The organism is Nocardia inohanensis NBRC 100128, assembly GCF_001612945.1.
Lineage (GTDB): Bacteria > Actinomycetota > Actinomycetes > Mycobacteriales > Mycobacteriaceae > Nocardia > Nocardia inohanensis.
The window spans coordinates 1,055,478-1,080,021 of record NZ_BDBK01000001.1 but is presented as its reverse complement, the minus strand read 5'-3'; the positions used below and the strand labels follow the sequence as shown (position 1 = coordinate 1,080,021).

Here is a 24,544-nt window from a genome sequence, read left to right as displayed (position 1 = left end):
TCGCCACAAGATCAGATTCGTCGGACCTACACGAACGCACTCATTTGCCGCATGGCGCGCTGACCGGTACCGGCCAGCGGCGAGGTTAGGGCGTGATCTCGTCACCAGCGGAAGACCACACTCGCCATCTGCTCGAGGGCATGTAGATGGCGACGCCTTGCTCACCGTGTTCCACATGAACGTCGTCCGTGAGGCCATCGGCGCTCTCGTACTCCACGATCATGTAGTCGCCCGCGACAAGTTCTCGCTCGTCGCCTTGGATCTCGAATGTGACGGTCATCGGCTTGTCGCCAGCTTGGATGCGCACCCTCATGACGCGAACCTATGGCACCGGAGGACGAACACACGCTATTGCCGCGTCCCGCGCGATCCGGGGTGGCCGACGAGGCGCTCCGCGACCGTGTGTAGACGGAGACTGAGATCTGTTGCGGCAAGGGGAAGTCCCGGCCACTGGGATAGTTGCTCATGACGGGCACTTGCTCGAATGTTCCTGTCCCCCAATACCTCTCGACCTATTGACATTTAGAGACCGATTGGTTGCAATCTGCTGTGTGACCGAGACACAGCAGGTGCGGCGCACCCAGGCCGAGCGCACGGCATCCACGAAGGCGGCGCTTGTGGGGGCGACGATCGAGACCATCGCCGAGATCGGCTATCACCGGGCTTCGCTCGGCGAGATCTGCACTCGGGCAGGGGTATCCAAGGGTGGGCTGTTCCGGCATTTCGACTCGCGACTCGCGCTGATCGTCGAAGTCGCCGAAGAGGTCGGGCGACGACATCTCGCGGGGTTTCTCGCGCTCGGTGACGCGCCCGTCGGGGAGATGCTCGCGTTGACGCGGAGGCAGTCGCGGTCGCAGATCAACGCGGTCTGGTTCGAATTGCTCGTCGCTGCTCGCACGGATGCCGAGTTGCGTGAGCAGCTCACCCCGGTGGCGTCACGGCTGTACGCCGCCGTCGACGAGCTCGCGGTGCTGCCTTCGTCGGGCGCGGGAGTCGATCCCGCGGTGCTGCGGTTGATGGGTACGTCGCTGGTGCACCTGTTCGACGGCGAGGCCGTTCTCCGAGAAGTGCTGCCGCGACCGGAACTCGAGGACGCCCGATTGCAGGCGGCGATCGAGCTGAGCAATGCCCTTGTCGCGCTTCGCCGTAACTACCCGTCCGTCGCCATCGAGCGATCCGGCAAGGAGAAATGACCCGTGGCTAGAGAATTCCCGGCCAAAAAATCCGCGGACTACATCGTGGTCGGCGGCGGCAGCGCCGGCGCGGCCGTGGCACGAAGGATCGCCGATGCCGGTGCCGAGGTCCTGCTGCTCGAAGCCGGTGGGCGCAACGACTCGCGGCTCGTCCGGGTTCCGGGCATGGTCGGGGCGATGCACGGGGTCGGCGCATTGCAGCGCAGTGTCACCTGGCAACCGCGCACCAGCCCGCAGCCACATGCCGCGGGACGCCGGGTATCGCAGATGCACGGGCGCGGACTGGGTGGCGGCAGCGCTGTCAACGGGATGATCTGGTCCCGCGGTCACCACCGGAACTACGACGACTGGGCGGCGGCCGGTTGCGTCGGCTGGAGTCACGCGGAGGTGCTCCCGATCTTCAAGCAGATGGAGGCGTTCGAGGACGGCGCGAACGACTATCGCGGCGGCTCCGGACCGATCGGTGTCACCCGTGCGCGCGATCTCGCCGAGGTGACCGAGGCGTTCCTCGACGCGCTCGCCACCACCGCGGGAGTCGCCCGCAATGCCGACTACAACGCCGCCGAACAGGAGGGCGTCTCGGTCGCTCAATGGAACGCGGCCGGTGGGCGTCGCCAGAGCTCGGCGGAGGCGTACCTGCGCGATGCGCCGCCGAACCTGCACGTGCGGACAGGTGCGCAGGCCACGCGGATCCTGATCGACAAAGGCGCCGCCGTCGGCGTCGAAGTCGCCACCAAGCGAGGCACGGAACGTCTTGTCGCACACCAGGAAGTCGTCGTCAGTGCCGGTTCGTTCCGCACCGCTCAACTGCTCATGCTCTCCGGAATCGGACCGGCCGCGCATCTTGCCGAACACGGGATTCCGGTACTCGGCGACCTGCCGGTCGGTGAGGGCTTGCAGGACCACGCCGTCGTACCCGTGGTCTACAACGTGACCGAGGGGCCCGTTCTCGGTCCGGCGAAGTTCGTGGCCGCGATGGCCAGGGAGCGCATTCGGGCGAACTCGACCTTCTTGGCCGGCTCCTACATGGAAGGCATAGCGCACATCAGATCGGAGTACGCCGGCACCGTTCCCGATCTCCAGTTGTTCGCGACTCCGCTCGGTCGCCGCGGCGCCGACGCCACGATTCCAGGAGTTCACCCCGACATCGACGGCGCCTGTTTCACGGTCTATCTGGTGCTGCTCTATCCGGAGAGCTCGGGAACCGTTCGGCTGGCCTCGCGCGATCCGCGGTTAGAGCCCGTGATCGACCCTCGCTACCTGAGCGCGTCCGCGGATCTCGACGCGCTGATGGCGGGGGTGGAGATCGTCCGCGAGGCAATGGCAAACCCGGGGGCTGCTTCCTACGTCCGCGCCGAAGTCGCACCCGGCCGCAGCGGCACCACACCGGCGGCTGTTCGGGAGGACGCACGCCGCCGGATTTCGAGCGTCTATCACCCGACCGGCACTTGTCGTATGGGCGTGGATGAACGAGCCGTGGTGGACCCCGATTTGAAGGTGCGCGGCATCGAGCGGCTGCGAGTCGCCGACGCGTCGGTGATGCCTTCCATTCCCGGCGGCAACACCAACGCGCCGTCGATCATGATCGGCGAGCGCGCCGCCCAACTGATACTGGAGAACGCATGATCCCCCTGCACGAGGTTGCCGTGATCGGCGCCGGCATTTCCGGTCTCGGCACCGCGATCAAGCTGCGCGAGGCGGGGATCACCGATTTCGTGGTACTGGAAAAGGCCGACAGCGTCGGTGGCGTCTGGCGAGACAACACCTATCCGGGGTGCGCGGTCGATATCCCCTCGATCGCCTACTCGTATTCCTTTGCGCCACACGATCGCTGGAGCCGGAAATTCGCGCCGCAGCCGGAGATCCTGTCCTATCTGCGTGAGACCGCCGATCGCTTCGGGGTCGGCGAGCATCTCCGGCTCGGAGTCGAGGTGTTCGAGGCGAGCTGGGACGGGTCGCGGCGGTGCTGGGTACTGGACACGAGCGGCGGGGAGATCCGTGCCCGTTCGCTCGTCGCCGCAGCCGGCCCCTGGCACGAGCCGAGCCTGCCCGATATCGACGGCCTCGACTCCTTCCCGGGACCGGTGTTCCACACTTCGCGCTGGGATCACGATGTCGATCTGACCGGACAGCGGGTGGCGATCGTCGGAACCGGCGCTTCGGCGATCCAAGTGGTGCCGAGCATTGCCGAGCAGGTGGCCGAACTCCATGTCCTGCAACGGACTCCGCAGTGGGTGGTGCCCAAGCTGGAGCCCGCGCGGTCCCGCATCGCGCGCCGCCTGGGTGTGCATCGGCTGCGGTGGGTGCACGAATTCAATCGTCGGCGTGAGGAACTGATTCTCGAACTCACCAATATCGCGTTCAACCATCGCTGGGGGCAGGCCGCATTCAAGTGGCTCGGACGCCGGAATATCCATGCGGCCATCGACGACCCCGGGTTGCGCGCCGCCCTCACGCCCGAGTGGTCGGTCGGCTGTAAACGGCTGCTGATGTCGAGTGATTACTACCCGGCGCTCGCCCGCCCGAACGTCTCGGTCGTCTCGACCGGGCTGACCGCCGTTCGCGGAAACACCCTGATCGGCGAGGACGACTCCAAGATCGAAGTCGATGTCGTGATCCTGGCGACCGGATTCAAGATTCTCGATATGCCGATCGCGGGCAAGGTCAGGGGCGTCGACGGGCGCAGTCTGGCCGAGCACTGGGACGGCAGCCCGCAGGCCTACCTCGGGACCACGGTGCCGGGCTTTCCTAACCTCTACATCCTTTTCGGGCCGAACGTGTCGGCCGTCGCATCGGGGTTCCTGATCGTCGAGTCCCAGTTGCAGCAGGTGGTTCAGGCATTGGCGCATCTGCGGCGCAGCGGCGCGGTATCGCTGGAAGTGCGGGCAAAGGTGATGCGGCAGTTCAACAACGAGGTCCAGGCCGCGCTCCGGAACACGGTCTACAACTCGGGCGGATGCCGCAGCTACTACTTCGACAAGAACGGCCGCAACGGCTTCTCCTGGCCCTGGTCGGCACGTCGCCTGCGCCGCATGACCGCCCGCTTCAATCCGGAGGACTACGTAGTGACGCAGGCGTGAGAGCGGTGTTCTGTCACGGGGTCGGACGAGTTCCCGCAGGTGCTTCCTGGGCAGAGTTCGACGTCGCCGTCAAAGCCGGCGCCCTGAGATGCCGCTGGTCGTGCTGACCGGGGCGGCCCGCGAAGCGGTTGCAACGCGACCGGTTTGCTCGAACCGTCGATCCATCCCTGGACATTAACCGCTCGCTCGCGCCAATCGGGGTGAAACCTGCTGCGCTGACACGATTCAGGACATGTCCGGCACGATCGGTCACAGGTTTTCCCGGAAATTGCCACACCAGGATGGCAGAGCATGCAGAATGCGGGGCGAATGATCATGTGGCCCCGAGCATCCCGGCTTTCGATGCTCAGGGCGTAAGGAGGCACTTGATGTTTGACCACTCCCCCGCGCTCGCTCTGGCCGAGCAGATACTGGCCCGCTACGGCAGCCTGGATGCGTTCAGTGCACACTTGCACGCCGCGGCCGAACCCGTCACCGAGGAACTTCCGGTCTGGCAGCCTTCGCTCGGCGAGGGCCGGCACCGGTCGCGGGCAGCCTGATCTGAGGCGACGCCGACAGGCCAGGCCACCGTGACGAGCCGCACCGGGGAGGGGAGCGGCGGCGACTGCACCCTTCCCCCTCATGGCCATTCCCCGAAGATTATCTCCTGATGCCTCTTGCACTCACCTGTCTGGAGTGCTATATATTATCTGTGTCTTTTGACACAGATATTCTCACAGCTGTTCGATCAAGAACCGGGCCCCGGTGCCGAGCGGGTCGCGCGCTGGCGCTGGCGTCCGTTGTCCTCGGTGGGAAGTGAGGTGATGCCTGTCAGAGATTCACCACGGATTCCCGGTGTGGGGCGGCGTCGTGTCGACGCCGAGACCGTGCTCCTCGCGCGCCGAAGCGCCGCGCACGTTGTGTCGATGCGGCCCGGCGCCCGGGCCACCGGAGGTGGCATTACATACGGCCGTGCGGCACCGTGCCCCACATACGGAATACCGCAATCAGCACACTGTTTCGTTCGAACCTCTTCCGTCCACGGGTGGGCCCGTTCAGCAGCAGGCTTGCGGGCTCACCCGCACCCTCAAGCTCCGGTCCGGGCTCGGACCATCCGCAGTGTCAGAGAGGAGACCGCGATGCGCACCGTCGTTCCCGCAAGCAGCGAACTCGACCACACTCTCGTCGACGAACGCGACCGGGTGCGCGGTCTGGACACTGCCGCGCGGCACCCGCTGGCCGAACGTATCCGCGCCGCCTTCGACGCCGCTGAACTCGCCGACCGGATCGACCACACGGCCACCGCACCGCCCGAGGACCGGTAGGTCCCGCGCCGCGGTGGTGACCGCGTAAGCAAGGTCGGCACCGGATTTCGCCCGCACGACGCGGTGATCGCCTGGTCGACAGAGTGTTTCGGCAGTTCTGACCGGGGCTCGGCCGCGCTCCGAAAACCGCATGCTCCTGTGTCCGCATGCATCATAGAATCCGATCTTGTGCTTTCCCGCCCCTCTTTCATCAGCGATGAGGCGATCGCGCAGGCGGCCGCTACCCACTGGCTGCCAGAAATTGTTGATATCAGCTATCTGCCATGGGGTTTCGGCGCGCACCACTGGCGGGTGACCGGCGGGGGCACCACATTGTTCGTGACGTTGGACCAGTTGGAGCCCAGGCACACTGCGAAGTCCCTGGAGGCTGCTTACGCCGGCGCAGCCGCATTGGCCACCGCTGGGTTGGACGTGGTGTGTGCGCCGTTGCCTGCCCGGTCCGGGCGGTTCACCGTGGACGTCGGGGCCGGTGCGCTCAGCGTGACGCCGTGGCTGGCGGGCCGCAGCCCGAGCGAGGCGGAGGCCCGCGAGCCCCGGCATGTCCGTGAGGTCGTGCTCGCGCTGGCCGCGCTGCATCGCGCTGCTCCACCTGACGATCTGCGGTCGTGGACCCCGCAAGTCGGTGCCGAGTTCGCCGATGAAGTGCGAGCTCGCACGGCCGAGCCTTGGACGAGCGGCCCGCTGGCAGAGCAGGCACGGTTAGCTATTGCCGCGCATGACGACGCAATCGAACGCTGGACCGCCCGCTACTTGGAATTGACGGAAGTCGCTTTCTCCCAACGGGACTCGTGGGTGCCGACGCACGGGGAACCGCACAATGACAACCAGGTCATAACCTCCGAAGGCGTGAAGTTGGTCGATTGGGAGTCACTGGCTCTCGCACCGCCCGAACGGGACTACGCGGATCTGATCACCGTGGCAAACGACCTGCTGCACCCGGACCCCGCGATGACGGAGCTGTTCGCGCTCGACTAGCGGCTATCCGAAATCGTCGAGTACATGCGCTGGTTCGCAGCTCCGCACACCGGCACCGCGGACGATCACACGGCCTTGGCAGGACTGTACGAGGAATTAGCAGGGAGCTGACCGAAGCCGAAGCATGCCGGCGGATGTCTGGGAGACATCGTGCGCAGACCGGGGCCTCGTTTCGAAACCGATCGCACCGGCCACTATCCGCGCGGCTTCGGACGTCTGGTACGCCCACCTCGGAGAGCTCGGCATCGAGCGCACTTCGGTACTGCGCGCATCGACCGGATACGCGTTGGGGAATTACAGGGCGCACTCAGACGGCGACGACCCGTCGCCGTTTACGCGGTTTCGGCGCGGATACGGACTTCGTCGGCGAGATCCGCCCAACGGTTGCGGGTTTCGATCAAAGTCGCATCCGGTTCAGCGCGAGCCTTGCGGCGCTGGTGCGCCGCCCACCTCGACAGGGCGTCGGTCATCACGAAGCGCAAGTCCGGGTCGGTCAGGTCGAGAACCAATTCGCTGTTCTCGCTATCGTCCGGCTCGATCGCTGTCGTCGACCTCGAACGACGTTGCGGCACAGGCATAGGGGTCACCGTCTGCGACGGAAACGCGGTGCGGTCGACCCGCATCCACTCCTTCACCGCATGCAGAGGCTGCTCTCCGAGCCGGAAAGCCTCAGCGGCTTTGAGCGCGCACCGCAGGCAGCGTGCCCGGCCGGGCACCGGTTCCCGGCTGGCCGGCCTTCCCGTGCAACGGGATCGCCAATCCCCCGTATTGTCGACGTCCACGATCAGGTGAACCATCTCCCGATCGTCGACCGCGCCTCCCTCGACGATCCAGCTGCTCATCCAGAAAGCCTAGCCACCAATTCCAGCCATTCGGCTCTTCGACGACAGCCGTGTCTTCGCCTGCCGCGTACGCGGTCAACGCCCCTAGGCGTGGGACTCGGGCAGGCCTGCGTCGTGGCTGCCCTGGATCCAAACCGCGAACCAGGCCTTGGCGGCCGCCATTCCCGGCGCGCGGCGAGTAGTTCTGCCCGGTGCCGATCACGAAGTGCTGCACCACCCGAACTGCTCGTGCCGTTGCTGCTCGCCTTCTTCGCCTGAGCAGCAGACCATCTGGCGTCGGTGACTCCGTCGGCCGGCTGGCCCCGAGTATGCCCCGCCCGCCAGGACACGTGGTCGCGAGAGCAGAGGGGTAGATGTCTACTCGTCGGGCTTGGCCCAGCGGCCGCGGGCTTGCCGGATGTGGGCGCGCAGGAATTGTTCGACCCGGTCCTGGTCGCGGGACTCGAGGAGGTCGACGATGGTGAGATGCTCGCGGGCGACGTCGACGAGTTCGCCCTTCTCGGCCAGGGAGGCCAGGCCGAACAGGCGGGTGTGGTCGCGCAGGTCGGAGACGAGCGCGTTGAGGCGTGGGTTGTCGGCGTAGCCGAGCAGGGTCAGGTGGAAGATCTGGTCGGCGGCGGTGTATTCCACCAGGTCGCCGCTCTGGGCGCCCGCGACGATCTGCTCGGCGAGAGAGCGCAGATGGGGGAAGTCCGCGTCGGGGATCAGGGGCGTGACTTCGCGGACGACCGGAGGCTCGAGCAGTAGCCGGATGCGGGTGATGTCGTCGAGATCCTTTTCGGCGACCTCGATGACTCGGAACCCCTTGTTGGGGACGATCGCGATGAGGTTCTCGCGTGCGAGATCCTGCATGGCCTCGCGGACGGGGGTGGCCGACACTCCGAAGCGGGCGCCGAGCGTCGGCGCGGAATACACCACGCCGGGCTCCATTTCACCGGCGATGATGGCCGCGCGTAGTGCCCGTGACACCTTGTCGCGCAGGCTGACCTTCTCCACCTGGGTGAACTGCTCGATACTCACGTGGTCGGCTCCCCTGCCCGCGATCGATGAACTCCATGACTTTCCGACATTCTATGCCATGTCACGTGGCATACCTGGCCGCCCGGGAGCGGAGCCTCACGGCGTGGCCTCGGCATCGACGGCCCGCAGCGACTTGCCTGCGGTTTCCTTGGCCAGGCCGACCGCGATCACCGAGATCGTCGCCGCCACAACCAGATACAGCGAGATGGGCACCGAGCTGTGGAAATGGTCGAACAGGCTGACCGCGATCAGCGGGGCCAGCGAGCCGGCCAGAATCGGTGCGACCTGGTAGCAGAACGACAGTGCCGTATAACGCACCCGAGTCGGAAACATCTCGGTCATGAGCGCGGAATACGGTGCGTAGGTGCAGGATTCGATCGCCAGGCCGAGGGTGATGGCGACGATGATGAGCGCGTAGTTCCCGGTATCCATCATCGGGAAGGCCACGAAACCCCATCCGGCGGTGAGCACGGCCCCGGTGAGATAGACCGGCCGCCGTCCGATCAGGTCCGACAGCAGACCCGCCGCGGGAATCATGAAGAAGTGCAGCAGGTGCGCGACCAGCATGAGCGCCAGGATCGGCGCGGTGTCCACGTGCACGGCCAGCTTGAGGTAGGTGATCGAGAAGGTCACCACCAGGTAGTAGAGGATGTTCTCGGCGAAGCGCGCGCCGATCCCGATCAGCACCTGCCGCCAGTGATAGCGCAGCACTTCGACAATGCCGAGCGCATGCCGCCGGTCGGTCTCGGATCGCTGTTGCGCCTCGCGGAAGATCGGCGCGTCATCCACGCTCGAGCGCACCCAGTAGCCGATCAGCACAACGACAGCCGAGAGCCAGAAGCCGATGCGCCAGCCCCACGAGAGGAACTGCGCCTCCGACAGATTCGCCGAAAGCACCAGCATCACGACGGTCGCCAGCACATTGCCCAGCGGGACGCCGGCCTGCGGCCAACTGGCCCAGAACCCGCGCCGGTGATCGGGACTGTGCTCGCTGACCAGCAGCACCGCCCCGCCCCATTCGCCGCCGAACGCGAAGCCTTGGATCAGGCGCAGCGTGACCAGCAGCGCGGGCGCCCAATAGCCGATCACCGCGAACGTCGGCAGGCAGCCCATTAGGAAGGTGGTGATCCCGACCGCCACCAGGCTCAGTTGCAGCAGCGCTTTGCGTCCGACGCGATCGCCGAAGTGCCCGAACAGGATTCCGCCGAAGGGCCGGGCCAGGAAGCCGACCGCGTAGAGCGCGAAGGCGGCGATGATGCCGTCGATGGCATTGCCGCTGGAGCGGAAGAAGACCTGCCCGAAGACGAGCGCGGAGGCCGTGCCGTAGAGGAAGAACTCGTACCATTCGGCGACCGCGCCCGCCATGGCCGCGGCCACGATCCGGCGTAGTCCGGCCGCCGGGGCACTCGCCCGGGAATCGGTTTGCTGTGTCGTCGCGGGTTCGTCGATCGCGGTCATGCTCCACCTTCATCTGTGTCGTGTGACATTGCACCATAGGATGGTGACCCCGATCACGCAAGCGGTTGACCGGGCATGACTCCATCCCTTACCGTCAGTGCAATGTCACACGTCACATGGTGACAGGCGGCTGGGGCGCTCTCCCCTGACTCTCGACCTGATGGAGGCTCACATGTCCGAAACCACCGCGTCCCCGGCGAACAAGCCCTGGCACGGGGTGATCGTCGCGACCACCCTGCCGTTCACCGAGGATCTCTCGGTCGACCACGAGGCCTACGCCGAGCACGTGCGCTGGCTGGCGGACAACGGCTGCCACGGCGTGAGCCCGAACGGCTCGCTCGGCGAATACCAAACCCTCGACGACGCCGAACGCGCCCGCGTGGTGACCACCGCCATCGAGGCCGCGCCGGAGGGCTTCACGGTCATGCCCGGCATCGCGGCCTACGGTGCGCTGCAAGCCCGCAGATGGGCGGAACAGGCCGCCGAGGCCGGTGCGCAGTGCGTGATGCTGTTGCCGCCCAACATCTATCGCGGCAATCGCGAGGTCGTGCTGGATCACTATCGGACGGTGGCCGCGGTCGGCCTGCCCATCGTGGCCTACAACAATCCGATCGACACCCGCATCGACCTGACCCCGGACCTGCTGGCCGAGCTGCACAGCGAAGGGCTGATCGTCGGGGTCAAGGAGTTCACCGGCGACGTCCGGCGCTTCTACGAGATCAAAGAACTCGCACCGGAACTCGATGTGCTGATCGGCTCCGACGACGTGGTGCTCGAACTCGGCATCGCTGGCGCGGTCGGATGGGTCGCGGGCTACCCCAATGCCATTCCGCAGGTGACCGTGGAGCTGTACAACGCGGCGGTGAACCGGGACCTGGACAAGGCGCTACCGCTGTACCGGGAACTACATCCGCTGCTGCGCTGGGATTCCAAGACCGAATTCGTACACGCCATCAAATTGTCGATGGATCTGGCCGGGCGGCCCGGCGGCGCCTGCCGGCCGCCGCGGATTCCGCTCGCACCCGAACTGGTCGCCAAGATCACCGCCGATACCGAAGCGGTGCTGGCCAAGGGTTACCGGTAGCCGAAAGCCACACCGGCAAGGGCGAATACGGAAGATGAGGGACCACTCGATGATCGAAACGACAGCCGAGCCGATCGCCGACACCACGGCCGAAGCGGTCGATGCCATGGTCGCGGCGGCGGCCACCGCCGCACCAGCCTGGGCGGAATTCGGGGCGGCCGGGCGCGCCCGGGTGCTCGAGGGCATCGCCGATCGGCTCGACGGCCGGGCCACGGAGCTGCTCGCCCTGGCCCGGCACGAAACCCGGCTGCCCGAGGCGCGGCTCACCGGTGAACTGCGGCGCACCACCTTTCAACTGCGCCTGTTCGCCGAGACGGTGCGTGACGGCAGGTATCTGGATGTACGGATCGACACCGCCGACGACCACTGGCCGATGGGTGCGCCCCGCCCGGACCTGCGCCGGATGAACATTCCGCTCGGCCCGGTCGTCAATTTCGCGGCGAGCAACTTCCCCTTCGCCTTCTCCGTTCCCGGCGGCGACACCGCCGCCGCATTGGCCGCCGGTTGCCCCGTCATCGTCAAGGCCAGCCCGGGGCATCCGGCGCTGTCGCGGGCGGCCGGCGCGATCATCACCGAGGTCCTCGACGAAAACCGGGCTCCGCGTGGCACTTTCGGCCTCGTCTTCGGAGTCGATGCGGGCGTGCGGGTGCTGACCCATCCGGCCGTCACCGCGGCGGCGTTCACCGGCTCCACCAGAGGCGGGCGAGCGCTGTTCGATATCGCCAACGCGCGACCGAAGCCCATTCCCTTCTACGGTGAATTGGGTTCGGTCAACCCGGTTTTCGTCACCGCCGCGGCAGCGCAGTCACGTCCCGACGAGATCGCCGCCGGATTGTTGACCACGTTGTCGGCCAGCGCGGGACAACTGTGCACCAAACCGGGTTTGATCGCCCTCCCCGACCCATCTCCGCTGCTCGAGGAACTGGCCAGGACCACCCCGGAACCGACGGGGCAGTTGCTCAACGACGCGATCGAAGCCGGATTCATCGGCGCCGTCGAGCAACTCCGGGCGCACCCGGCGGTACGGATCCTCAGCGGCGGCGCTTCCGGGCGCACCCTGCTGCTGACCACCCGCGCCCAGGACGTGCTCGCCGACCCGGAAGCCTTGACCCAGGAGATGTTCGGCCCGGCGGCACTGGTGGTGACCTATCGCGATGCCGACGAACTTTTCGCGCTCGCCCGCGCGGTGAGCGGGCAGCTGACGGTCTCGGTCTTCGGCGACGACACCGACGACATCGCCCGCACGCTGCTCACCCGGGGCGTGGACGTGGCAGGCCGGGTGCTGTGGAACAGCTGGCCCACCGGGCTGTCGGTGACCTACGCCCAGCAGCACGGCGGCCCCTACCCGGCGACCACCGCACCCACCGCGACCTCGGTCGGGACCGCCTCGATCGCCCGCTTCCTGCGGCCCGTGGTGTACCAGTCGGTGCCCGCGGCGCTGCTGCCGCCCGAACTGCGCGACGACAACCCCCTTTCCATCCCGCGATCGGTGAACGGGGCACGCGCGCAATGAGATTCGACGAGTCCGGCACATCGTCCGTGAGGGGGACCGATGTGCTGATCATCGGCGCCGGCATGATCGGCTGCGCGCTCGCGGACCGGCTCACCCTGGCGGGTCTGTCGGTACGGGTCTGCGAGGCGGGCGCGGTTGCCTCGGGCACCACCGCGCACGGCGAGGGCAATGTGCTGGTCTCGGACAAAGGGCCGGGTCCGGAGCTGGAACTGGCGCGGCTGTCCCGGCGATTGTGGCCCGAGACGCTCGCGCGCATCGGTGAACGGCTGCCGCGCGTGGTCGCGGCGGTCGAATGGGAACCCAAGGGCGGCATCGTCGTCGCCACCACCGCATCCGGCGCGACCGCCCTGGCTGCTTTCGCCGACGGTCAGCGCACGGCCGGGGTGGACTGCACCGCCTTGGACGCCACGCAGCTCGCGGCGGCCGAACCGGCACTCACCAGAGAAACGACCGCCGCCGTCCACTATCCCGAAGACGCACAGGTCCAGCCGGTCGGTGCGGCCACCGCGCTGCTCGCGGCCGCCACCGCGGCCGGCGCGATCATCGAAACCCGTTGCGCGGTCACCGATTCGATCGTCAGCGGCGGCCGGATACTGGGGGTGCGCACCACCCGCGGCGACCGCTTCGCCGATGTCGTGATCAATGCCGCGGGCCCGTGGTCGGGCCCGGTGTCGGTGCTGCTGGACGCACCCATCGCGGTCAAACCGCGCCGCGGCGACGTCCTGATCACCGCTCCCCTGCCGCCGACCGTCTTCCACAAGGTCTACGACGCGGATTATGTCGGCGCGGTCGGCAGTTCGGATGCCGCCCTGCAATCCTCGGCCGTGGTCGAATCCACGCGCGGCGGGCCGCTGTTGCTCGGATCCTCCCGCCGCCAAATCGGATTCGACGACCGCATCCGGCCCGACAGCCTCGCCGCCATCGCACGCAAGGCACTGCGACTGTTCCCGATCCTCGCCGATGTCGCGATCATGCGCGCCTACGGCGGCTTCCGCCCCTATGTCGAGGACCATCTGCCGGTCATCGGACCGGATCCACGCCTGCCCGGACTGTGGCATGCGACCGGACACGAAGGCGCTGGGATCGGACTGTCGGTCGGCACGGCACAGCTGGTCGCGGCCGCCCTCACCGGCGCCCGCGCGCCGATGAGCGCGGCGGCTTTCACCGTCGACCGTCCGGCGGTCATCACCTCGAGCACGGAGTACGTATCCCTATGAGCCCACACCTGATTCCCGCGGACCGCGACCGGATCGGCCGCGCGGACCGGCCGCTGACCGTCATCGCCGACGGCGTATCCGTGCCGGGCGTGCACGGCCAAACCCTCGCCACGGTGCTGCTCGCCGCGGGCCGCGACCACTGGCGGACCGCCCGCGACGGCGGCCGGCGCGGCGTGTTCTGCGGTATCGGAATGTGTTTCGACTGCGTCGCGACAGTAAACGGGGTACCGGATGTGCGGCTGTGCCGTCGTCCCGCCCGCGACGGCGACACCGTCACCAGCCAGAGCCGCGCCGCACGGAGCGAGCGATGAACCGGCACGTGGTGGTGATCGGCGGTGGACCGGCGGGCACGGCCGCGGCCGCAGCCGCACTGCGACACGGCGCGACGGTGACGCTGATCGATGCCAACGAGGCGCTCGGTGGTCAATACAACCGCCGGATACCGGCCGATTACGGCGTGCGGCGGCCCTTGGCCATCGGGCACGGATACGCGGCGGCCGAGCGCCGGGCGCGACTGCTGCACGAGCATCCGCGCTGCGAATATCTTTCCCGCGCGGCGGTGTTTCACCTCGAGCGGCATCCCGAAGGTGGTTGTCCCACCGTGCGATTGCTGATCGGGGTGGAAGGTGAGCGGCGCATCCATCGCGAGGTTCGCGGCGATGCGCTGATCATCGCGACCGGAGCCTATGACCGGGTGTGCCCGTTCCCCGGCTGGGATCTGCCCGGCGTCTACACCGCCGGGGCCGCACAGACTTTGGTGAAAACGCAGCGCCTGCTGATAGGGCGATCTGTGCTGGTATCGGGGACGGGGCCGTTCCTGTTGCCGGTCGCCCACTCGCTGGCGCTGGGCGGCGCACAGGTGCGGGCGGTGCTCGAGGCCAACCCGGCCCGGCGGATCCTGCGGCACTGGGCTGCCCGGCCGTGGGAGTTGCGGCACAGCGCGGGCAAAGCCGCGGAGTTGCTCGAGTACGCGAGTTCCGGTCTGCGCCATCGGATTCCGCTGCGTCCCTCGACGGCGGTGGTCGCGGTCGCCGGTGACGGGCGGGTGGAGGAAGCGACCGTGGCCCGGCTCGACGAACACTGGTCACCGATCCCGGGCTCGCACACCACCGTGGCCGTGGACGCGGTCGCCGTATCGCACGGGTTCACGCCACAGCTCGAGCTCGCCATCGCCGCCGGTGCGCGGCTGACCGACAGCGGATTCGTCAGTGTCGATCAAAGACAACGCACCACTGTCGAATCCGTTTGGGCCGCAGGCGAACTCACCGGGATCGGCGGAGCACAGGTCGCCGCCGTCGAAGGCACGGTCGCCGGAATCGCGGCGGCGGGCGGCGACCCGAGCCACGAACGCGGCCTGACCGCCCGGCATCACACCGCCGGGCAGTTCGTCGCCCGGCTCGCCGCCGCACACCCGATCGGCGCCGGTGCGACGGACTGGTCCCGGCCCGACACCGTGATCTGCCGGTGCGAGAACACCACCCGGGCCGAATTGACCACGACCTGGACGGGCGTGGCGGGCACCAGCTATCGCGCCGCCAAGCTCGCCACCCGCGCCGGACTCGGCCCCTGCCAGGGCCGTATGTGCGGGGCGGCCGTCGCCGACCTGCGCGCGGCGCACTCGGGCGCGACCGACGATGCCACACACCCGCGGGCGGCCCATGATGCGGTGCCCTCGGAAACGGCCGACGAGGCGCCCGGCGGACGATGCGACACCGCCGGTTGCGCTCCCATCGGACTGGCCGCCGCGACCCCCGCCGCGCGCCCGCTGGCCGCCGTCGTCCGACTGCGCGAACTCGCCGAACTCGACACCGAAGGACCGTCCTGATGCACAGCAGCAGAATCATCTCCGCCATCGACACCCACACCGAGGGCATGCCGACTCGCGTGGTGACCGGCGGAGTCGGCACCATCCCCGGCGCCACCATGGCCGATCGACGCGACTACTTCCGCGAGAACCTCGACGGCCTGCGGAAATTCCTGGTCAACGAACCGCGCGGGCACGCCGCCATGAGCGGGGCGATCCTGCAACCCGCCACCACCGCCGACGGGCATTACGGTGTGCTGTTCATCGAGGTGAGCGGATTGCTGCCGATGTGCGGGCACGGGACTATCGGCGTGGCGACCGCACTGGTGGAAGCGGGCATGGTGCCGGTCACCGAACCGGTCACCGAAATCCGGTTGGACACCCCCGCCGGTCGAGTGGTGGCCAGCGTGAATGTCACTGCGGGGCACGCTGATTCCGTCGCGCTACGGAATGTGCCCGCCTACTGCGACAGTCTCGACAATGACGTCGAGGTACCCGGGATCGGAACAGTCCGCTACGACATGGCCTACGGCGGAAACTTCTACGCCATCGTCGATCTCGGCAAACTCGGACTGCCCTTCGACCGCGCACGCCAAGGCGAGATCCTGGACGCCGGACTGCGAATCATGGCGTCCATCAATGAATCCCGGCGTCCCGTACATCTCGCGGACGAGCGGATCAGCGGGTGCAAGCATGTGCTGTTCCTGGATCCGGCCTCCGAACCCACCCACACCCGCAATGCCATGGCCATCCACCCGGGCTGGTTCGACCGCTCCCCCTGCGGCACCGGCACCTCCGCGCTGCTGGCCCGTCAGCACGCACGCGGCTTGCTATCCGATGACCAAGTGCTGCGCAACGATTCGTTCATCGGCACCACCTTCCATGCCCGCGCGGTCGACACCGTCACGGTCGCCGGACACCCCGCCGTCATACCGGAGATCACCGGCCGCGCCTGGCTGACCGGCACCGCGAGCTACCTGCTCGACCCGGCCGATCCGTTCCCCGAGGGCTTCGTCTTCTGACCTCGCTCCCCCACTATCCACCACCCCTAGTTGAAATATCACCACCTGAAAGGCGCGACAATGTCTGTCGTCACCCGCCGCCCACGCCCACCCATGACCCTGCGCGGAGTCCTGCGGCGAATGCCCGTAACCGATTCCGACACCGGCGATTTCACCAAGAGCATGGGCCTATGGCAATTGGTCGCGCTGAGCCTGGGCGGCCTGGTCGGGGCCGGCGTGTTCTCGCTCGCCGGTGTGGTGGCCAACGAGGTGGCCGGACCCGCCGTGCTGATCTCGTTCGCCATCGCCGTCATCGCCTCCGGCGCGGCGGGACTGTGTTACGCCGAGTTCGCGGGCATGGTGCCCAAAGCCGGTTCCGCCTACACGTATTCGTATGTGGCACTGGGCGAAATCATCGGCTTCATGATCGGCTGGGATCTGCTGCTCGAGTACACCGCCATCGTGTCGGTGGTGGCGATCGCGGTCTCCGGCTACCTCAACTACATCACCCACTACATCGGATTCGACCTGCCGACCTGGGCGCTGGGCGCGCCCGGCACCGGTGACGGTCGCAAGATCGACCTGTTCGCCGTCCTGTTATGCCTGCTGCTGGCGTTCCTGCTCTCGCGCGGCACCCGCGAATCCGCCCGTGTGCAAACCGGTCTCGTCGCGGTGAAGATGGTGATCGTCGCCATCGTCGTGATCGCCGGCGCCTTCCACATCAAGGCGGGCAATTACACGCCGTTCTTCCCGTTCGGCGTCGGCGGCGCGGTCTCGGGTGCGGCACTGGCCTTCTTCGCCGTCTACGGCTACGACGCCATGAGCGCCGCCGCCGAGGAATCCAAGGACGGTAAGAAACTGCTGCCCAAGGCCATCCTGATCAGCCTCGGCATCGCCTCGATCGTCTACCTGCTGGTCTGCCTGGTCATCGTCGGCATGGTGAACTTCACCGAAATCGATGTGGCCGCACCGTTCTCCAGCGCCTTCGACACCGTCGGCATGGGCATCCTCGGCCTGGTCATCGCGGTCGGCGCGGTCGTCGGCGTCACCACCTCCGCCTTCGCCAACATGCTCGCCGTCACCCGCGTCGGCTTCGCCATGAGCCGAGACGGCCTGCTCCCCACCTACTTCGGCAAATGCAGCGAACGCCGCAAGGTCCCCACCCGCGTCATCTGGCCCGTCGGCATCGTCTCCGCCCTCATCGCCGGCTTCCTCCCCATCCGCGAAGCCGCCGAACTCACCAACGTCGGCATCCTCATGGCCTTCATCGTGGTAGCCCTCGGCGTCATGCGCCTGCGCCGCACCCGCCCTGACGCCGACCGCGCCTTCCGCACCCCCTGGGTCCCGGTCGTCCCACTGATCGGCATCGCCTTCTCCATCTGGCTGATCAGCCACCTCGACGCGATCACCTGGCTGCGCTTCATCATCTGGCTGCTGATCGGCCTCGCCCTCTACGCCGCCTACGGCTACCGCAACTCCACCCTCAACCAGCCCGAGACCGCAAGCGACTAGCGCCTGGTCAGCCCGAAACCCGTTACCCCACCGAGCCACCCGCAGTATCCACGATAGGAGTCACCCCTACCTGTAGACCCGTGGCTGTTCCTGCAAGGATCAGCCACGGGATCTCTGCGCGTCCCCCTGGACCGTATCGCGAAAACCGACGTCACCGCACAGTTTGACGGGTGGCGCGTTCGAGCGGTCACGACTTCCGCTATGGACGGCACCGGGCGGCCGGACCGATGAGTTTCGGTCCCGACGACCGTCGAAGATCGTAAAGTTACGCGTGGACTGGAGCATGACATGACCGACGCCCTCACCCTCGAGCGCACGTACCCCACGACGGCCGAGCAGATCTGGGCCCTCTGGACGACCGCCGAGGGGATCCCCGCCTGGTGGGCCCCGGACGGTTTCGAGGTGCGTGTCGAGGAAATCGACGTGCGAATCGGGGGCGGACTGGTCTACACGATGACCGCCACCGGGCCCGAGCAGGTCGAATTCATGAACTCCGCGGGTCTGCCGCTGTCGACACAATCACGAAAGACCTTCACCGAGGTCGAACCGGTCCGGCGACTGTCGTACACCTCGCACATCGACTTCGTTCCCGGCCATGCAGCCTACGACCACCTGACCACCGTCGACATCGCCCCGATTACCGGCGGCGTTCGGGTCACCATGACCATCGAGCCGATGCATGACGAGGAATGGACCCAGCGGATCATCGCCGGACGCGCGAACGAGCTGGACAACCTCGGCAAAGTGGTTGCCGCTGAATAGTTTCCGCATGCTCTGCGAGCCCGGCCGATCGAGATCGGGCTCGCACAGGGATCAGCCGAGCGGCGCAGCCCGCCGCAATCGCTCAGCCTGTGCTGATGGAGCTGGTAAACCGAGAAGTCGGCGAGCCGGACCAGCTCCCGCTCCGGCATAGTTGTCGCCGGTGAGCACGGCCGATACCAGAAACGCTCCGAATGGTGCGTCGAGAGCCGCCCGGCCTCTGGTATCGCGTGACGGCATGAACGCCTTTTGGGGCAAATTCGATCAGGATCTGTGACTGAAGTAGCGTGCCGTCACATGAGCGATGATCTGATCGGCAAGAGTGCGTTGGTTACCGGGGCGAGCCGGGGTATCGGGTTCGCGGTGGCGGGGGAACTGCTGCGGCGCGGGGCTAATGTGGTTATTTCGGCTCGGAAGCCGGAGCCGCTGGAGGCCGCGGCGGAGGAGTTGCGGGGGCTGGGGTATGCGGGGAAGGTTGTCGCGGTCGCCGGGAACGCGGGGGATGCCGCGTCGCGGGCGGAGCAGGTTGCGGCTGTGGTGGCGCAGTTCGGGTCGATCGATGTGCTGATCAACAATACGGGGATCAATCCGGTGTACGGGTCGCTGATGGAGGCGGATCTGGATGCTGTGCGGAAGATCTTCGATGTGAATGTCGTTGCGGCGCTGGGGTATGTGCAGGAGGCGTACAAGGCGTGGATGGGTGAGCATGGTGGGGCCGTTGTCAATGTGGCCAGCGTGGCGGGGTTGCGGTCGACCGGTGTGATCGCGGCTTATGGGGCTTCGAAGGCGGCGTTGATTCGGTTGACCGAGGAGCTGGCTTGGCAGTTGGGGCCGAAGATTCGGGTGAATGCGGTGGCGCCGGGGGTGGTGAAGACCAAGTTCGCGGATGCGTTGTATTCGGCTGACGAGGAGGCTGCGGCGGGTGTTTATCCGATGAAGCGGCTGGGGTCGCCGGAGGATGTGGCGGCGCTGATCGGGTTCCTGGCTTCGGCGGAGTCCTCGTGGATCACGGGTACGACCGTGCGGGTGGATGGCGGGCTGCTCGCTACCGGCGGCATCTGAGTTCGGAAAGGGCGGGCCCGGCACCGGGGTTCGGTGCCGGGCCCGCTGTGTGTCCGGAACGCCGTGCCGAGCTGCACCGATCCGCGGGGGTCAGGGATTAGAGTCCGATCATGGTGACAGCTGGCGGGACCGCGGGGATGACGTCGGCCCGGGTCGGGAAGGCGGCGCGGAAGCGGGTGGCGCGCTCGGCCTTGGGGGCGTGGCGGCCGGCGGGCGATCGCGAGGATCCCGTTGCCGTGCTCGAGCGGCAGGCGCGGACGCGGGTACCGGAGCTGGTGCCGATCAGATACGCGCGGATGGCGGCGGGGCATTTCCCGTTCTATCGCGGCGCTCCGGCGATCATGGCGGCTGATCTCGCGGCCGGGCCGGATACGGGGTTGCGGGTGCAGTTGTGCGGCGATGCCCATCTGTCGAATTTCGGCCTGTTCGCCTCGCCCGAGCGCGCGCTCGTGTTCGACCTCAACGACTTCGACGAGACGCTGCCGGGACCGTTCGAATGGGATGTGAAGCGGCTGGCGGCCAGTGTGGCGGTGGCGGCGCGCGCCAACGGTTGCGATGACACGGCCGCCGGTGCAGCCGCGGCCGCCGCGGCGAGCGCTTATCGCGAGGCCATGATTCGGCTGGCCGAGCTCGGCGAGACCGATGTCTGGTACGAGATGGTGGATGCCGAACGAGTGCAGTCGCTGCTCACCGCGCAGAACCGCAAGCTGGCCACGAAGGTGATCAACAAGGCGCGGTCGCGCACCAGTTTGCAGGCGCTGGACAAGCTCACCGAAACCGGGCCCGACGGCCGATTGCGTATCAAGCCCGATCCGCCTCTGGTGCAACCGATTCCGATCGACGTTCGATCCGGGTTGGATGCGGTGCTGGCCGACTATCGCGCCACGCTGCCCGAGGAACGGCGAGTGCTGCTGGACCGGTACGAGCTGCAAGACACCGCCGTGAAGGTGGTTGGGGTGGGCAGTGTCGGTACGCGCTGTTTCATCGCGCTGCTGACCGGCCGCACCACCGGCGATCCCCTGTTCCTCCAGGTCAAACAGGCCGAGGATTCGGTGCTCGCACCGCATCTGGGCGGCAGCCCGCAGCAGCACCAGGGGCATCGGGTGGTGCACGGGCAGCGGCTCACCCAGGCGGCGGGCGATATCTTCCTGGGCTGGGCGACCGGGCCGAACGGCTTGTTCTACTACTGGCGGCAACTGCGAGACATGAAGGGCTCGTTGACCATCGAGGACATGTCGGCCGAGCAGCTGCGCCAATACGCCGCCCTGTGCGGTCACACCCTCGCCCGCGGGCACGCCCGTTCGGGCGATCGGGTGGCCATCGCCGCCTACCTGGGCAGCGGTGACGGATTCGACCGCGCCCTGGCCGAATTCGCGCTCGCATACGCGGATCAGACTGTCGCAGACCATGATCGGCTGCTGGCCGCGATCGACGAGGGCCGCGTGACCGCCGGCGAATCGGATTCGCCGGCGTAACGGTCAGCGGAAGCCGAGCGCCGCGATGGTATCGCTGCTGCGGTAGCGCAGATACTTGTCGGCCGTCGCGGCGTCGATGGCGGCCGTCGCGGTGACCAGGGTGATCACCAGGAACTCCTTGGAGCTGCCGTCCCGCCACTTCCCGTACTCCCAATCGGCGATGTACGTGCCGGGCGGGACCTGGAAGTCCTTGTCGTCGAAATTGTCTTCGGCCGCAGTGGCTTTCGCGGAATCTCCCATGGTGAGGATGAGCTGGCTCATCATCAGCGCGCCGTTCTCGGCCTTCCAGCTCAGCGAGGAACCGTACTGGCAGCCGAGCTCGATCAGCTTCGGTCCGTCCGCGACGGGCTGGCAGCTGGTGAAGTCCTGCCCCGTGACCCAATCCGCCTGCAACGCCACATCACCGAACCGGAAGTTCCAGTTCTGCCCGTATTCGGTGTAGGTGAACTTCTTGCCCGCAGTCTGCGGCTTGCTGGTGGTGGTAGCGCTCGGGCTGGGCCGCGAACTGGTGGGTGCGCTGGTGGCGGGCACCAGGCTGCTCGATTCCCCGCCCGCCTGATCCGAATCGTCGCCGCGGGTGACGAATACGATCGCGCCGACCGCCACCGCCAGCACCGCCACCAGCCCGAGCACGATGCCCACGATCAGCCCGGTGTTGGACTTCTTCGGCGGCGGATACCCCGGTTGCTGCGGATATCCGGGCTGTTGCGGGTATCCCGGCGGCGGAAAGCCCGGCTGCTGCCCGTAACCCTGCTGCTGATATCCGGGATCCCCGCCCCAATTCCCTTGCGGCTGGCCGGTATTGGGCTGCTGCCAATTCGGGTCGACGGGCTGCCCGGTCCAGGTGGGCTGATTGGACTGATCAGCCGGCGGCCCCGGCTGTCCCCACCATTGCGGATCGGGTTGCTGCTGGCCGTAACCGCCCTGCGGATCGCCGCCGTAACCGGGACCGGACGGCGGTCCTGGTGGATACGTCATGTGCACAACCTTTCGCGCCGTGCCGGGCCGCTCCCGAACCGACAGTCGTTACCGAAGCGTATGACGGTCACGCTTCATGATCCAATCACCCGGTGACCTCCGATCTCCTCATCTGCGGCGCGGGACCCGCCGGTCGGGCTCTTGCTCATCGTGCGCTCTCCCACGGTTTATCGGTGGCTGTGATCGAACCGCAACCGCAACGGCGCTGGACCGCAACGTATGCGGCGTGGGCGGATGAGCTGCCCGAATGGCTCGCGCCCGAGGTGATCGCCGCGACCGTCGACCGCCCGGCCGCCTGGGGTACCCGGCGCGCCGTGCTGGATCGCCCCTACGTCGTATTCGATACCGACCGGCTGCGGGATTCGCTGGACCTGTCCGGCGCGCACATCGTCACCGACCGGGTGGCACAGATCGTGCCGCCGACCCGGTGGGGCACGCGGGGCCTGGATCTGCCGTCAGTGCGGCTCGCCTCGGGAAAGGTGATGGCGGCCGGGCGTGTCGTGGATGCCCGGGGCGTGCGGCGCTCCCCCGCCCGCGCCGAACAGACCGCTTTCGGGGTGATCGTGGAGCGGGAGCGCTGGCCCGAGGACACGTTCTTCATGGACTGGCGCACCGATAATGGCGCGGAACCCGATGAGCCGCCGTCATTCCTGTACGCGGTCCCCTTGGACGAGGATCGCATGCTCCTGGAGGAGACCTGCCTCGCGGGCCGCCCCGCCCTGGACCCGCGCGTCCTGCACGATCGCCTGAAGCATCGATTGCGTTCGCGCGGAATCGAACTCACCGGCGCGGAGGAGATCGAACGGGTGCGTTTCCCGGTCGAGGGCGGCCACCCCGGCCACCTGACCTTCGGCACCGCGGGCGCACTCATGCACCCCGCCACCGGATACAGCGTGGCCACCGCGCTCGACACGGCCGATGCCATGGTGCGCGGTGACTCGCTGTGGCCCGCCCCCGCGCGAGCCGTGCACGCCCTGCGCTCGGCCGGGTTGCGGGCGCTGCTGGCCCTGCCCCCGCAGGACCTCCCGGCCTTCTTCGACGCCTTCTTCGCGCTCCCGGTGGCGTCGCAGCGCGCTTATCTCTCCGGGCGCGACGATCTCCCCGGTACCGCAGCCGCCATGATGGCGCTCTTCGCTGCCCTGCCCTGGCGGACGCGGCGCGTCATGGCGGCTGCGGTGGGGAGGCCACGAAAGCGCGCGTAGCCGCGCTAACGGCTACGCGCGGGCTGTCTTCCGGGCCTCAGTTCGCCGACCAGCGGGCGGCCAGATCGCGCTCACCCGCAGCGGTGAGCGATCCCAGCACCCGCAGCCGCGCGATGCCGCCGTCCGGGTAGATGTCCACCCGGACATGCGTCACCGGCCGCGTGGCGTCGGCGAGTCGGAAGCGGTGCGGCGTATCGGGCTGCACCGGGATGGCCGGGAGGAGTTCGAACCAGGCGGGGTCGCCGGGCGCCGGGAGCGGTTCGTCGCCGCTGTGATCGATGCCGAGTACCCGCACCTGGCCTGGGGAGTTGAAAACCAGGTTGGTGGTGTCGATTTCGATGAGCTGCGGTACGCCCTGGGCGGCGAGCTCCACGACGGCCCAGTCGTTGCCGTCGTCGCGGCGGCGGGCGGTCTCCCAGCCTTCGGCCTGATTGCGGGCCAGGCCGGGGGCGAGCATATTGTCCGGCACCGAGTAGAACTCGTTGGAGCAGGCCGTGACTCGCGCACCGTTCTCCAGTGCGGCCAGGTCGATGGTCAAACCGGTGAGCAGCGCAGGGTCGGGCACTACCTCACCGTGTACGCGCAGGCGCGCGATGCCGCCGTCCGGGAACATATTCAGCCGCACATGGGTGAAGACGCCGTCGGCAGCGACCGGGAACTCGTGGCGCGCGTCGCCACCCAGCGCACTGCGCGGCACGATCTCGACCCACTCCGCCGAATCCAGTTCGGCGGCAGCGGGATAACCCTCGACCCGGGTCGCCTCGACCGAGGCGAAGGGCGGGTAGTTGCCCTTGAACCAGGCGGTGTCGATCACGACCCCGCGCACGATGCCGGGCAGCCCCAAACGGATCAGCGCCCAGTCGTTTCCGGGCGTACGCCGGCGCCGGGTTTCCCAGCCGTCGTACTCCTGTCCCTTGGGCCCGAAGGTGTCCGGTGAGAAGCGCGGCTGCCACGGCTGAATCAGGTTCTCGCGCTCTTCGAACGATTCGTCGCTGGCGGCGATCACGCTGCCGCGGTAGCTGCGCAGCGCCAGATCCGGAAGGTTGGTGAAATCCGACATAGCCT

Annotated in this window: 23 protein-coding genes; 17 read left to right on the top strand and 6 right to left on the bottom strand. The window is 67.7% G+C overall.

The features are described 5' to 3' along the window. Nucleotides 1-85 precede the first annotated feature (85 nt). Nucleotides 86-280 (bottom strand): hypothetical protein, encoded by a 195-nt coding sequence (locus tag NI1_RS05265; RefSeq protein ID WP_157534944.1) that lies wholly within the window; start codon nucleotides 278-280, stop codon nucleotides 86-88. 271 nt (nucleotides 281-551) lie between these two features. Between NI1_RS05265 and NI1_RS05260 the strand changes: the two genes are divergently transcribed. The 6 genes from NI1_RS05260 to NI1_RS05240 all read left to right on the top strand — a co-directional run bounded on the left by NI1_RS05260 (nucleotide 552) and on the right by NI1_RS05240 (nucleotide 6,552). Continuing rightward, a complete protein-coding gene (locus NI1_RS05260) occupies nucleotides 552-1,193 on the top strand; it encodes a TetR/AcrR family transcriptional regulator (RefSeq protein WP_245663072.1) in 642 nt (213 codons plus the stop codon). A gap of 3 nt (nucleotides 1,194-1,196) precedes the next feature. Further along, nucleotides 1,197-2,819, top strand: a complete 1,623-nt coding sequence (locus tag NI1_RS05255) for a GMC family oxidoreductase (protein WP_067814494.1) — start codon at nucleotides 1,197-1,199, stop codon at nucleotides 2,817-2,819. Continuing rightward, the gene (locus tag NI1_RS05250; RefSeq protein ID WP_067814492.1) at nucleotides 2,816-4,273 is read left to right on the top strand and encodes a flavin-containing monooxygenase; all 1,458 of its coding nucleotides are present in this window, start codon (nucleotides 2,816-2,818) and stop codon (nucleotides 4,271-4,273) included. Before NI1_RS05255 ends, NI1_RS05250 begins: the two co-directional genes overlap by 4 nt. Before the next feature lie 368 nt (nucleotides 4,274-4,641). Further along, nucleotides 4,642-4,812: a hypothetical protein gene (locus NI1_RS37755; protein ID WP_157534943.1), complete on the top strand. Its 171-nt coding sequence runs from the start codon at nucleotides 4,642-4,644 to the stop codon at nucleotides 4,810-4,812. Nucleotides 4,813-5,391: 579 nt separating this feature from the next. Next, nucleotides 5,392-5,577 (top strand): hypothetical protein, encoded by a 186-nt coding sequence (locus NI1_RS05245; RefSeq protein ID WP_067814490.1) that lies wholly within the window; start codon nucleotides 5,392-5,394, stop codon nucleotides 5,575-5,577. A 168-nt stretch (nucleotides 5,578-5,745) separates the two neighbouring features. After that, nucleotides 5,746-6,552 (top strand): phosphotransferase family protein, encoded by an 807-nt coding sequence (locus tag NI1_RS05240; protein ID WP_218026682.1) that lies wholly within the window; start codon nucleotides 5,746-5,748, stop codon nucleotides 6,550-6,552. A 332-nt stretch (nucleotides 6,553-6,884) separates the two neighbouring features. Here the strand turns inward: NI1_RS05240 and NI1_RS05235 are convergent, their stop codons facing one another. From NI1_RS05235 to abaF, 3 genes are all read right to left on the bottom strand, one after another. Further along, entirely contained in the window at nucleotides 6,885-7,394 is a 510-nt protein-coding gene (locus NI1_RS05235; protein ID WP_067814488.1) for a hypothetical protein, read from the bottom strand. Between the two features lie 357 nt (nucleotides 7,395-7,751). After that, nucleotides 7,752-8,414 carry a GntR family transcriptional regulator gene (locus NI1_RS05230; RefSeq protein ID WP_084522551.1) on the bottom strand — a complete coding sequence of 221 codons (663 nt, stop codon included), beginning with the start codon at nucleotides 8,412-8,414 and terminating at the stop codon, nucleotides 7,752-7,754. Nucleotides 8,415-8,510: 96 nt separating this feature from the next. Further along, on the bottom strand, nucleotides 8,511-9,872 hold the full coding sequence (abaF, locus tag NI1_RS05225; RefSeq protein ID WP_067814484.1) for a fosfomycin efflux MFS transporter AbaF: 1,362 nt from the start codon (nucleotides 9,870-9,872) through the stop codon (nucleotides 8,511-8,513). 172 nt (nucleotides 9,873-10,044) lie between these two features. Between abaF and NI1_RS05220 the strand changes: the two genes are divergently transcribed. The 10 genes from NI1_RS05220 (at nucleotide 10,045) to NI1_RS05175 (ending at nucleotide 21,299) form a co-directional block, all read left to right on the top strand. Beyond that, a complete protein-coding gene (locus NI1_RS05220; protein ID WP_067814482.1) occupies nucleotides 10,045-10,956 on the top strand; it encodes a dihydrodipicolinate synthase family protein in 912 nt (303 codons plus the stop codon). Between the two features lie 49 nt (nucleotides 10,957-11,005). Continuing rightward, complete coding sequence (locus NI1_RS05215; RefSeq protein ID WP_067814479.1) at nucleotides 11,006-12,469, top strand: aldehyde dehydrogenase (NADP(+)); 1,464 nt, start codon at nucleotides 11,006-11,008, stop codon at nucleotides 12,467-12,469. A gap of 41 nt (nucleotides 12,470-12,510) precedes the next feature. Then, nucleotides 12,511-13,686, top strand: coding sequence for an NAD(P)/FAD-dependent oxidoreductase (locus tag NI1_RS05210; protein ID WP_245663071.1), 1,176 nt, complete (start codon nucleotides 12,511-12,513; stop codon nucleotides 13,684-13,686). Further along, nucleotides 13,683-13,997, top strand: coding sequence for a (2Fe-2S)-binding protein (locus NI1_RS05205; RefSeq protein WP_067814475.1), 315 nt, complete (start codon nucleotides 13,683-13,685; stop codon nucleotides 13,995-13,997). Before NI1_RS05210 ends, NI1_RS05205 begins: the two co-directional genes overlap by 4 nt. Continuing rightward, the gene (locus NI1_RS05200; RefSeq protein ID WP_067814473.1) at nucleotides 13,994-15,511 is read left to right on the top strand and encodes an FAD/NAD(P)-dependent oxidoreductase; all 1,518 of its coding nucleotides are present in this window, start codon (nucleotides 13,994-13,996) and stop codon (nucleotides 15,509-15,511) included. The genes NI1_RS05205 and NI1_RS05200 overlap by 4 nt, the downstream gene beginning before the upstream one ends. Beyond that, nucleotides 15,511-16,512 (top strand): proline racemase family protein, encoded by a 1,002-nt coding sequence (locus tag NI1_RS05195; protein ID WP_067814471.1) that lies wholly within the window; start codon nucleotides 15,511-15,513, stop codon nucleotides 16,510-16,512. The genes NI1_RS05200 and NI1_RS05195 overlap by 1 nt, the downstream gene beginning before the upstream one ends. A 60-nt stretch (nucleotides 16,513-16,572) precedes the next feature. Further along, complete coding sequence (locus NI1_RS05190) at nucleotides 16,573-18,003, top strand: amino acid permease (protein WP_084522550.1); 1,431 nt, start codon at nucleotides 16,573-16,575, stop codon at nucleotides 18,001-18,003. Nucleotides 18,004-18,291: 288 nt separating this feature from the next. Continuing rightward, nucleotides 18,292-18,765 (top strand): SRPBCC family protein, encoded by a 474-nt coding sequence (locus NI1_RS05185; protein ID WP_067814467.1) that lies wholly within the window; start codon nucleotides 18,292-18,294, stop codon nucleotides 18,763-18,765. A gap of 294 nt (nucleotides 18,766-19,059) precedes the next feature. Further along, the gene (locus NI1_RS05180; RefSeq protein ID WP_067814465.1) at nucleotides 19,060-19,824 is read left to right on the top strand and encodes an SDR family oxidoreductase; all 765 of its coding nucleotides are present in this window, start codon (nucleotides 19,060-19,062) and stop codon (nucleotides 19,822-19,824) included. A gap of 110 nt (nucleotides 19,825-19,934) precedes the next feature. Beyond that, entirely contained in the window at nucleotides 19,935-21,299 is a 1,365-nt protein-coding gene (locus NI1_RS05175; RefSeq protein WP_218026681.1) for a DUF2252 domain-containing protein, read from the top strand. A 3-nt stretch (nucleotides 21,300-21,302) separates the two neighbouring features. Here NI1_RS05175 and NI1_RS05170 read toward each other — a convergent pair whose 3' ends face one another. Continuing rightward, nucleotides 21,303-22,277, bottom strand: a complete 975-nt coding sequence (locus NI1_RS05170; RefSeq protein WP_067814461.1) for a hypothetical protein — start codon at nucleotides 22,275-22,277, stop codon at nucleotides 21,303-21,305. Between the two features lie 92 nt (nucleotides 22,278-22,369). Between NI1_RS05170 and NI1_RS05165 the strand changes: the two genes are divergently transcribed. Next, nucleotides 22,370-23,479, top strand: a complete 1,110-nt coding sequence (locus NI1_RS05165; protein WP_067814459.1) for a lycopene cyclase family protein — start codon at nucleotides 22,370-22,372, stop codon at nucleotides 23,477-23,479. 37 nt (nucleotides 23,480-23,516) lie between these two features. On the opposite strand, the gene alc is transcribed toward NI1_RS05165, so the two are convergent. Further along, on the bottom strand, nucleotides 23,517-24,539 hold the full coding sequence (alc, locus tag NI1_RS05160; RefSeq protein WP_084522549.1) for an allantoicase: 1,023 nt from the start codon (nucleotides 24,537-24,539) through the stop codon (nucleotides 23,517-23,519). Nucleotides 24,540-24,544: the final 5 nt, after the last annotated feature.